This window comes from Nitrobacter vulgaris, from assembly GCF_031453995.1.
GTDB lineage: Bacteria > Pseudomonadota > Alphaproteobacteria > Rhizobiales > Xanthobacteraceae > Nitrobacter > Nitrobacter vulgaris.
Map to the genome: position 1 here is coordinate 1 of NZ_JAVDPZ010000065.1, position 9,343 is coordinate 9,343.

The window sequence follows — 9,343 nt, forward strand, 5'->3', positions numbered from 1 at the left end:
GATCTGTTCCTCAGTGAACCGCGAGGCTCGCATCGTCCGTCTCCGTGATCGACGGACTCTACCCAATTCTGGAGGAAGTTCAGGGTCTCAGGTCACAGAGAATGCGTCCGACCGTCTCGACGGCACGTGATATCGGCGCGTCCTTGTTCAATGACAAATGGGTGCGCGTGCCGTTGTAGTAACACTCATGTACGAGAGCAGCACGTGGCGCAGATGGCGCTCGCAGAATACCACGATATGATCAACGCATTCCCTGCGGATCGATCCGATCAGCCGTTCAGCATACGCATTTTGCCACGGTGAGCGAGGAGACGTCGGACGATCTCGAATGCCGATGGATCGAACGCGGCGGATAAATATCTCGCCATAAGCTCCATCGCGGTTCCGGATCAGGTAACTTGGGATTTGCTCCCAGCCACACGCCTCCGTCAGTTGATTGGCGATCCATTCGGCCGTTGGATGCGCGGTCACCCCAACCACAGGATCTGCCGCCGGCCGCGGCCCATGATCAGCAACCCATAGAGCAGTCGGAACGAGATTGTCGGAACCACGAAAAGGTCCATCGCCGCGATACCGTCAGCATGGTTACGAAGGAACGCCTACCATCCTTGTGACGGAGGGGCCCTCCTCCGCGCCATATACTTGGCGACGCTGATCTGGCCGATCTCGATACCAAGCTTGAGAAGCTCACCATGGATTCTCGGCGCACCCCACAACGGGTTGGCGAGGCTCATCTCGCGGATCAGCTGGCGAATTTCCAACGGCACCGTTGGTCGGCCGCAGCGGCGCCGCGATTTCCAGCGCCAACGATCGGAAGCCCGCGCGGTGCCATCTTATAATCGTGTCCGGCTTAACGATCGCAAGCGCACGACAGGTCTGAGGGAACAACCGGTAAAGGCCAATGAAAATCAATCGGTCAATGAGGCTGAAGGCAAGCTTGCGAGGCGCCCCTCGCCGAAGCACATTGATTTGTTGCCGCAATACCAAAATCTCGGCCTCAAGCGTAGCTCGCGACTGGAAAAGATCCGTGAACATCCGCCATCAGTCTGCACAGGTCCAACATTACGCGACAGCATCAGCCGATTATCAATCAACTACCAGGCGGATACGGTTTGCGGTAGGGACAGCCAACCGATCTGCCTTGTGAAAGCAGAACATCGACCTGGCGCAGCTTCGCGACGATCTCTTCCGCCTTGTGCTTCTTCTGGGGCATTCCAATGTCCTCTCTAACGGCTGATAGCCTAATTCAGGGAGGACCACTTTTCAGGGGGCAGACCATGCTGGAGCACCCGCAGCTTGTGGTCCACATCTCGCCGAAACTTGTGCATTCCGATCATCCTTCCTGCCTATGAGGCTCAAGAGAAAGGATGTCTCGCAAGTCTGTACATTCCTACAAATGTATCATTGTATGGGATGGGATGTGGATAGTCAGTCAGCGCTTGGCGGGCTCGTCAGAGAGCTCAAGGATTCGTCTCGGTATGGACATTATGGCTATCGTCGGATCACGTTGCTGCTGACCCAGGCGGGGTGGCAGGTCGGCTGTGATCGCGTTCAGCGGATCTGGCGCCGCGAGGGGCTGAAAGTGCCCAGGAAACAAAAGCCACGAGGCCGGCTCTGGCTGAATGACGGATCCTGCATCCGGTTGAGCACCGCAATCATGTCTGGAGCTACGATTTTGTAGAGGCGCAGACCCATGACGGTCGCAAGCTCCGCCTGATGACTCTGATTGATGAGTTCGCTCGGGAATGCCTGGCCATCCGTGGCGCGTCGCATCAACAGCTTCGGCGCTATCGAGACGATGGCCGACGTGATGCTCACCAGGGGTGCCCCCGAACACATCCGCTCCGACAACGGCGCGGAGACTCCGACTGAGAAGAAGAGCTTTGCCGAACTACTGGTGGGCTTTCGTGCGGCAAAAAGCCAGGCTGCTGCGGCCGACGATTGGGCGGTAGCCTGACGATCCCTACATCCTTCAACAGCTCGCGCTTGCGACCTACAAGTTCGAACAGCCGGACAAGAAGGCTGCGCTAATCAAGGCGCAGGGCATTCTGAGCAAGCTCGCTCCGCAGACCTCCAGCGAGGCGGAAATGATTGGACTGTGGGGCGCCATCCATAAACGGCTCTGGGCTCAGACCAAAAATCGGGGCGATCTCAATGAATCGGTCAAGGCCTATGGACGTGGCTGTTACATCAAGAACGACTTCTACAACGGTATCATCTACGCCTTCATGCTCGACCTTCGCGCCTCGCAGAGCGCCAGCGACGACGCGTTGGTCGACCATGGGCTGGCAAAGCGGATCCGAAATGATGTATTGTCGATTTGCGATCAACTGTTGAAGGCCGTCCCGGCGGACTAGCAGCAGGCCGACAGTGACGACCTCTTCTGGATCGAGGCGACGAAAGTTGAAGCCGTGTTCGGATTGGGCCGGAAAGCCGAGGCGGAGAAGCTGAAGATCGATATCCTCGACAAAGAACGCAAACGTCTGGGCGACAACCAGGCGAAATGGAACGGGGCTACCCTGCTCTCGCAACTTGACGAGCTTGCGAAGCTGCTGCCGCCTTAGATCAAGGAAAAATCACTTGGGATCCAGCCGCCCGATCGGCCGCGACACGGTTCGAAAGTTCGTCTCATCACGCGATGCTGTCATTCAAGTCGACGTTGCGAGGTTCCAAGGCGAGAATAGCTGTTCATGCCGTGACGCACATCAGGCCAACCCTTCAATCCCAAAGCTTTCTGGTATCAAGCCAATGGACCCTCGATGTCTTGCGACGCGCTTCTTCCATCAGATGCTGCGCGCCGCCTGGGCCGTCGCCACCCTGGCCATTCCACAGGCAGATGAAGGCAAGCCTGTCGCCGCCAAATCGAGCCGCCGCGGCCAGCATCCATTGATTGTTGCGCTCATAGGCATTCTCGCCTTGGGACAGTGGGCCTAGTTCATCGGGCGCGATGTGCAGCGTCGCCTTCGATTTGACGCTAAAATAGCGGTCGCGCCAATCGCCGTCCGCGAAATCGACCGAGTTGGCAAGGAAGGTCGCCTCATCAAATGGGATGTAGAGTTCAAGCACCATGCCGCGAGCGATACACGCCTCGTCAAACAGCAAATCACCACCGCATGCCCCTCCGGAAATGGAAAGATCACCTCTGGTAGCACCTATTTCGTCCAGCGTTTGGGCAATCGCGGCGGCGGCCGTGCGCGCCATGTCAGCTGGAAAACGCGGCGTCTTTCGATCAGGGGCGTCGATCATGTGGCCGCTGAATAGCAGTACATTTTTGGGAGAATGGTCCATTTGAACTTCAGGCATTGCGGCACCTCGGGTTCATCTAAGCCCCGGCATGATAGTTGAGAGGTGCGCGGCTGTCGAAGAACTGCCGGCGGATCGGCGATCAATTGAAGAGCATCCTTGACTCTGTCGACCTTCAAAAAAGTCAGCACGGCTGAGTCAATTGCCTGTTAAAGCTGATGACGAAGGATCAATATCTCGGCTTCCAGCGAGGCCCGCGACCGGAACAATCCAGCGCCAACCAGACCAGGCTGCAAGCTCCTCTCATAAGGCCGAAGCATTGCGCGATTCGGCCTCAGTTGCCAGCCGGATTAGGTTTCCGACAGGGAGAACCGTAGAGGCGCCGGTCGAGGAGACGCTCGCCGACCTGCGCCTTTCCTGACGAGCCCTGGCGGCCCATCCGCACCAGCACTCTGCTCGAGCGCTTCCTGCGCGAGATCAGACGGCGCACGCCCTGGTAACGGCGGCACTCATCTATTGAAAGCGAAGCTCGGCGTTGGGCAAAGCTCGTCCCGCCTGACGGCCTATGCGACTCATCCAACGAGTTGCTAAATCTCGTGTTTGATATTGTGGAGCGCGTAAGGGGCTGAGACGGCGTGTCGAGCGCTCAGCTTTGGTGCGGCCCGCGCATAAGCTTCATGGCGTATTCGATACGGCGCCAGGCTTTGGCCAGATCGACATCGCCATTCCTTTCGAGGTCAATGGCGTTCTGAGCGGCTTCCGCAATGGCTTTAGCGCCGTGTGCTTCGAGCAATTGCCGCGCATAGTCGTGGATTTCGATTTCTCGCATGGCGTCACTCTCCTTTCGTTCCGCGCACGACGATCGTGATCACCAATTGGGCGCCGGAACAGCAGACGTAAACACCTTTTAAGTCCTCACAGTTTGCATCCTGGCGCGGGACGTTTGCAAGAGCCTATTCTGGGTCACGGGTTCCCGTGAGCTCATCGCTCGACGTCTGTTCGCAGTTCAACCACACACCAAGAGGATTCCCTGAACCGAGCCCTGGAGACGGAACTCGGGCGCCTCGGAAGTTCGCTTGAAGTCAGTCACCCGTGCGTGAAGTCGCCGGGTTTCAATCCGAGAGCTTTGACAGCTGCTTCCGGAAGCGGTTGTGCCTACCGCCTATCAAATCCGGGCATTACTTTTCAGGGGGCAGACCACCTACATCCGATACTTGCGGCGCGAGAGGCGACAGTCACCGCGCAGTGAGGCAGACGCCGATCACGTCAGGGTCAAAACCGAGATGCTGCAACTTCGCGGGAGCTGCTGCGCCGGGAGGATTTCGATGAAGCCATCGACAGCATTGCCGGGATCGTTCTCGCGCATCTGAGCGGCTTGGCGGCGCGGTGCTCCAACGATCTGATGGTGCGGCGCAATCGACGCCGTGGCACATCAGGTCAGGGAGAGATTGCCGAACACTGCATCAAGATGGCCGATGAACAAGGGGAGCCGCCACTCAGCGAGCTGGGCTGACCTGCAAAATCGCGCGCAATACTGACCTGTGTGTGCCGAAAACCTCATCCGAGTTGATGATGTGATGGAATCGCCTAAGCTGGTGGAATGATCGGGCTGTTCTGTTTCGTTCTGGCTTTCCTGGCCTCGCCATTCAAGTCGAAGTGGCTGTCCTTATCGCAAATTAACTCCGAACATATTGATGGTGCAGTCCGCCCAGAATCGGTCGACGGATAATGGGTCCAGCTGTCTCGGCGGCGCGTGACATCGGCGCGTCCTTGTTCAATGACAAATGGGTGCGCGTGCCGTTGTAAAACTCATGTACGAGAGCAGCACGTGGCGCAGATGGCGTTCGCCGAAAACCACGATATGATCAACGCATTCCCTGCGGATCGATCCGATCAGCCGTTCAGCATACGCATTTTGCCACGGTGAGCGAGGAGACGTCGGACGATCTCGAATGCCGATGGATCGAACGCGGCGGATAAATATCTCGCCATAAGCTCGATCGCGGTCCCGGATCAGGTAACGAGGGGCCTGCTCCCAGCCACACGCCTCCGTCAGTTGATTGGCGATCCATTCGGCCGTTGGATGCGCGGTCACCCCAAACCACAGGATCTGCCGCCGGCCGTGGCCCATGATCAGCAACCCATAGAGCAGTCGGAACGAGATTGTCGGAACCAAGAAAAGGTCCATCGCCGCGATACCATCAGCATGGTTACGAAGGAAAGCCCTCCTCCTTGTGACGGAGGGCCCTCCTCCGCGCTATATACTTGATACTTGGCGACGCTGGTCTGGCCGATCTCGATGCCAAGCTTGAGCAACTCACCATGGATTCTCGGCGCTCCCCACAACGGGTTGGCGAGGCTCATCTCGCGGATCAGCCGGCGAATTTCCAACGACACCGTTGTGTCGGCCGCAGCGGCGTCGCGATTGCCAGCGGCAATACGATCGGAAGCCCGCGCGGTGCCATCTTATAAAAGGGTCCGGCTTAACGATCGCAAGCGCACGACAGGTCTGAGGGAACAACCGATAAAGGCCAATGAAAATCAATCGGTCAATGAGGTTGAACGCAAGCTTGCGAAGCGCCCCTCGCCGAAGCACATTGATTTGTCGCCTCAATACCAAAATCGCGGCCTCAAGCGAAGCTCTCGACCGGAAAAGATCCGTGAACATCCGCCAGATCAGTCTGCACAGGTCCAACATCACGCAACAGCATCACCCGATTCTCAATCAACTACCAGCCGGATATGGTTTGCGGTAGGGACAGGTACCCTATATGCGTCAACAGTATTGGTCGTGAACTATTCTCGTGGGGCCGAGCCTTCGCCCCGGTTGCAGAGCAATCAGCCGCCGCGAACCCGGACTATGCAGACGGCGTCAAGCCGGTTCTGGGTCAATTGCGACAAACCGGCATGTCCGCCTCACGTCCGGTTCAGCCCCAATATCGGACATCAATCTGGCGGCTTGCGCATTAGCGGCTCGGCGGCGAAACCAAACCGGTCGTATCTATAATTCAGCCTTAGCAAGGTGCAAAGGTAGAACGCCTTCCCGGGCGAAACTTGCTTAGACCGCTGTGACGGTAATAAGCTTTCGCCGTTTTGGCTCGACGCCGATACTCGCTCGCAACGTTCAGGCAGCGATCTGCCTGGCCGAATTTTGCATCCGGCCCGGCCCCCTGCCGTTAGGCCTATGCTGGGCCGAAGAATGTCCGGATGACGTGAGCGGAGCGATCAAGTACGCTCAGCAGCGGCGCATCAACGAAACCATGGCTCCCATAGCCCAAGGTAGGACCATCCAACCGTCTCACACCCGAACTCAGAAACCAGGCGCGCGATCATCATGACGGTAACGAGGCGTCACTTTTTCGACGGACCAGAAACCCGCCCCAATTGGCTGGCTGGCCAACACCATCGTCGTCTCCCAACATTTCTGCTTATATCTGTCTATGTTGGGGATATGTGATGCCTTCTGAACTTCGCTCGCCTCACCTCGCTGTTCTAATCGATGCGGATAATGCTTCTGCGAAGATCGTGGATGGATTGTTCGAAGAGATTGCGAAGATCGGGGAAGCAAGCGTTCGCCGTATCTATGGCGACTTCTCTAATCCTCGTTCTAAAGGCTGGGCCGATACGTTATCAAAACACGCCATTATACCTCAACAGCAGTTTTCCTACACCACCGGAAAGAATGCATCGGACATCACGTTGGTGATCGATGCAATGGACCTACTTCATAGCGGCCGGTTCGATGGATTTTGTCTGGTTTCCTCGGACAGCGACTTTACCCGCCTTGCCGCCCGCATCCGCGAGCAAGGCGTCGATGTTTTTGGTTTCGGTGAGCAGAAAACGCCGGAGAGCTTTCGACAAGCCTGTCGAAAGTTCGTGTACACCGAGAACCTGCTTACCGGTGCTGCTAACAGTCAAGATGCCGGCTCAACTTTAAAGCCACTTCAGCCCCCCGCTGCAGCCACCCCCATCATTAAGAAGATCATTACACAGATGGAAAGCGAAGACGGGTGGGTGCCTCTGGGGGAAGTCGGAAAACAGCTTGCTAACCTAGCTTCCGACTTCGATCCCAGAACCTTCGGCTTTCGCAAGCTAAGCGATCTGGTGCGAAGGACAAATTCATTCGAAATCGATCATCCCAAAGGGGCCTCCATGCGCATTCGCATAAAGTCCACCGCCGGATCAACTTCGAAATCGAAGGCCACCACTAAGATTGCGACATGAAAAGAAGTCGCCCCGGAGCAAATGTTTTCTGGACTACCCCGTGCGTCACGACCGAAGCTTTGCTGCGCGTTACGTCTGGCGAACTTCAAAGGGCGATAAAGCCGCCGCCGGCGAGATCATTGACGAGTGTCTGGTTGATCGGCGTGCCGTCGAACTGGAAGTCAGCAATGTCCTTGGCGAGGGGAAGCTTGGCAATGGTGAGCTGGTACTTGATCGATCTTGCCTGCTTGTCGCTGATCTCGGCCGTGAGCAAGTCGCCGACGATGCGCTGAGGTTCGTCTCGACCGCTGTCTTCATTCTTCATATTGTCGTAGATGCCGCGCCTGCAGGCCCCCTTGAACAGTGCGAACGCCCGATCATGGGCGTCGAACACCATCTCCTGCGTCTCGCGCGGATAGCGATGCGCTCGCGTCCCTCCTTCTCGATCTTGTGGAAGTTCTTACTGGCGTGCTCGATCGCCCTGATGTCCTGCTCTGTCTCCTGCCGCGAGCGCTCTGTCTCGGTATCCGCCAGCGCGACACTGGCGCGTCCGACAAGCGTGGCGGCCTCGTCCTCCATAATTCGAGCAGTGGGGCTCTGCGCGTCCTGCGACAGCACCCCGATTGTCCGGCGTACCAGGCCCTCAAGACGGCGGACTTCCACGAGCGCTTGCCCGGCGCAATGTAGTGCCATTCGACGCGATGATCCTTCGACCAAGCAAGTATTGCGTTCGATGTGAACTCCGTGCCGTGGTCGGAGACGATCATATTCGGCTTGCCGCGCCTGTGCCTGTTGCGATCGAACCAAGAGATGAACCTGGCGGGCACAGCCGACCCAAATCTCAATCCTATCGATACCTTTCGGGGCGTCCGGATCGAGCGCCATCAATAATGTGTTCGCCGCAACCTTGATGTCTTCCGCTCACCCAAGCTATACGATATCGTTCAGTTACGCCCCACCATCTATTTGTGCGACGCATTGTTTCCAAGGCGCTGATGTCCGACACTCGATTTGAGTTCATTGACGGCCAGCACAGGAGCCCATCCAACGATGCGCTTTTCGACGTAATCTTCATTCACGGACTAAATGGAGATTGCTTCCAAACTTGGACGCATGCCAATGGACAATTTTGGCCGAAGATTACGCGGCAATCAACGTATATACTGCCGGTTACGATACGCATTTTTTTGCCGGTGTTCTCAATGGTGCGGGCGCCAATTTAATCGACATTTCCACGATGCTGCTGGAGCGGGTTGTCAGCCGCAAGACCCGGATCAAGCCCGTCTTGTTCATCACGCATAGTCTCGGCGGACTCATTGCGAAGCAAATGCTGAGAAAAGCCAGCGAGGCCTCGAGCGCGCGCCGCAAGAGAGTAATCGCAGAAACTCTAGGTGTCGTTTTCGTCGGAACTCCACACCAAGGGGCCCAACTCGCCAAATCGATAAACTCAGCACTGTCGATTGCAGCCTCGCAGCAGATGAAAGATTTAAGCTACGCGCATAGCGCTCTTATCGATCTGAGCGAATGGTTCCGGAATTGGGCTCCTCAAACGAAGCTTCAGATTTCATCGTTTTACGAAGTCGAACATTACAAGGGCGTGCTTGTCGTTGATCAGGTTACCGCCAATCCAAATGTCTTGGGATGCGACCCCGTCGCGCTTCAAGCGAACCACGTCGATTTGGTAAAGCTGTCAGACAGAAAATCGCAATTGTACCAATCACTAAATTCTACGATCGACGAACTGATCGAAAGTCAATCAATTGAGTTGTCGATAGTCGGAGACCAATCCGCACAGACGTTGATTGTCAACGGCGGAGCAAAACCAAGCCACGGAGGCGGAGTAAAAGCAGGCCAGTCTGGGCGCGGCAGAGGCCGCTCGCGAAGCGCGCTTTTCCCT

At 56.7% G+C, this 9,343-nt stretch carries 10 protein-coding genes and 3 pseudogenes; 5 read left to right on the plus strand and 8 right to left on the minus strand.

Annotated features, from left to right (window positions below; all coding sequences use genetic code 11):
- Nucleotides 1–147: 147 nt before the first annotated feature.
- Both GGQ85_RS21045 and GGQ85_RS20120 read right to left on the minus strand, forming a co-directional pair.
- A complete protein-coding gene (locus GGQ85_RS21045) occupies nt 148–480 on the minus strand; it encodes an integrase core domain-containing protein (RefSeq protein ID WP_374708942.1) in 333 nt (110 codons plus the stop codon).
- 610 nt (nt 481–1,090) lie between these two features.
- Nucleotides 1,091–1,213 carry a hypothetical protein gene (locus GGQ85_RS20120; protein WP_309776004.1) on the minus strand — a complete coding sequence of 41 codons (123 nt, stop codon included), beginning with the start codon at nt 1,211–1,213 and terminating at the stop codon, nt 1,091–1,093.
- Nucleotides 1,214–1,423: 210 nt separating this feature from the next.
- On the opposite strand from GGQ85_RS20120, the pseudogene GGQ85_RS20125 reads away from it, so the two are divergent.
- The 3 genes and pseudogenes from GGQ85_RS20125 to GGQ85_RS20135 all read left to right on the plus strand — a co-directional run.
- Nucleotides 1,424–1,861: pseudogene (locus tag GGQ85_RS20125) on the plus strand (IS3 family transposase); the annotation flags it as partial.
- Between the two features lie 106 nt (nt 1,862–1,967).
- Nucleotides 1,968–2,357, plus strand: a complete 390-nt coding sequence (locus GGQ85_RS20130; RefSeq protein WP_309776003.1) for a tetratricopeptide repeat-containing protein — start codon at nt 1,968–1,970, stop codon at nt 2,355–2,357.
- Between the two features lie 63 nt (nt 2,358–2,420).
- On the plus strand, nt 2,421–2,564 hold the full coding sequence (locus tag GGQ85_RS20135) for a hypothetical protein (protein ID WP_309775997.1): 144 nt from the start codon (nt 2,421–2,423) through the stop codon (nt 2,562–2,564).
- Between the two features lie 154 nt (nt 2,565–2,718).
- On the opposite strand, the gene GGQ85_RS20140 is transcribed toward GGQ85_RS20135, so the two are convergent.
- The 3 genes from GGQ85_RS20140 to GGQ85_RS20150 form a co-directional block, all read right to left on the minus strand.
- Nucleotides 2,719–3,303, minus strand: coding sequence for a hypothetical protein (locus GGQ85_RS20140; RefSeq protein WP_309775998.1), 585 nt, complete (start codon nt 3,301–3,303; stop codon nt 2,719–2,721).
- A gap of 586 nt (nt 3,304–3,889) precedes the next feature.
- Nucleotides 3,890–4,072, minus strand: a complete 183-nt coding sequence (locus tag GGQ85_RS20145) for a hypothetical protein (protein WP_309775999.1) — start codon at nt 4,070–4,072, stop codon at nt 3,890–3,892.
- A gap of 945 nt (nt 4,073–5,017) precedes the next feature.
- Nucleotides 5,018–5,419, minus strand: a complete 402-nt coding sequence (locus GGQ85_RS20150; RefSeq protein ID WP_309776000.1) for an integrase core domain-containing protein — start codon at nt 5,417–5,419, stop codon at nt 5,018–5,020.
- Between the two features lie 1,280 nt (nt 5,420–6,699).
- On the opposite strand from GGQ85_RS20150, the gene GGQ85_RS20155 reads away from it, so the two are divergent.
- Entirely contained in the window at nt 6,700–7,467 is a 768-nt protein-coding gene (locus GGQ85_RS20155; RefSeq protein ID WP_309776001.1) for an NYN domain-containing protein, read from the plus strand.
- Between the two features lie 91 nt (nt 7,468–7,558).
- Here the strand turns inward: GGQ85_RS20155 and GGQ85_RS20160 are convergent.
- The 3 genes and pseudogenes from GGQ85_RS20160 to GGQ85_RS20170 form a co-directional block, all read right to left on the minus strand.
- Nucleotides 7,559–7,783: pseudogene (locus GGQ85_RS20160) on the minus strand (ATP-binding protein); the annotation flags it as partial.
- Nucleotides 7,768–8,139, minus strand: coding sequence for a hypothetical protein (locus GGQ85_RS20165; RefSeq protein WP_309776005.1), 372 nt, complete (start codon nt 8,137–8,139; stop codon nt 7,768–7,770). The pseudogene GGQ85_RS20160 and the gene GGQ85_RS20165, both read right to left, overlap by 16 nt.
- Nucleotides 8,115–8,231: pseudogene (locus tag GGQ85_RS20170) on the minus strand (integrase catalytic domain-containing protein); the annotation flags it as partial. The pseudogene GGQ85_RS20170 and the gene GGQ85_RS20165, both read right to left, overlap by 25 nt.
- Nucleotides 8,232–8,575: 344 nt before the next feature.
- On the opposite strand from GGQ85_RS20170, the gene GGQ85_RS20175 reads away from it, so the two are divergent.
- The coding region (locus GGQ85_RS20175) for an esterase/lipase family protein (RefSeq protein ID WP_309776002.1) at nt 8,576–9,343 on the plus strand (768 nt) is incomplete at its 3' end.

What these genes read in the sequence shown, in the direction of transcription:
- GGQ85_RS20155 (WP_309776001.1), top strand. Translation starts at nt 6,700, where the DNA reads ATGCCTTCTGAACTTCGCTCGCCTCACCTCGCTGTTCTAATCGATGCG.
- GGQ85_RS20165 (WP_309776005.1), bottom strand. Translation starts at nt 8,139, where the DNA reads ATGGCACTACATTGCGCCGGGCAAGCGCTCGTGGAAGTCCGCCGTCTT.
- GGQ85_RS20120 (WP_309776004.1), bottom strand. Translation starts at nt 1,213, where the DNA reads ATGCCCCAGAAGAAGCACAAGGCGGAAGAGATCGTCGCGAAGCTGCGC.
- GGQ85_RS20145 (WP_309775999.1), bottom strand. Translation starts at nt 4,072, where the DNA reads ATGCGAGAAATCGAAATCCACGACTATGCGCGGCAATTGCTCGAAGCA.
- GGQ85_RS20140 (WP_309775998.1), bottom strand. Translation starts at nt 3,303, where the DNA reads ATGCCTGAAGTTCAAATGGACCATTCTCCCAAAAATGTACTGCTATTC.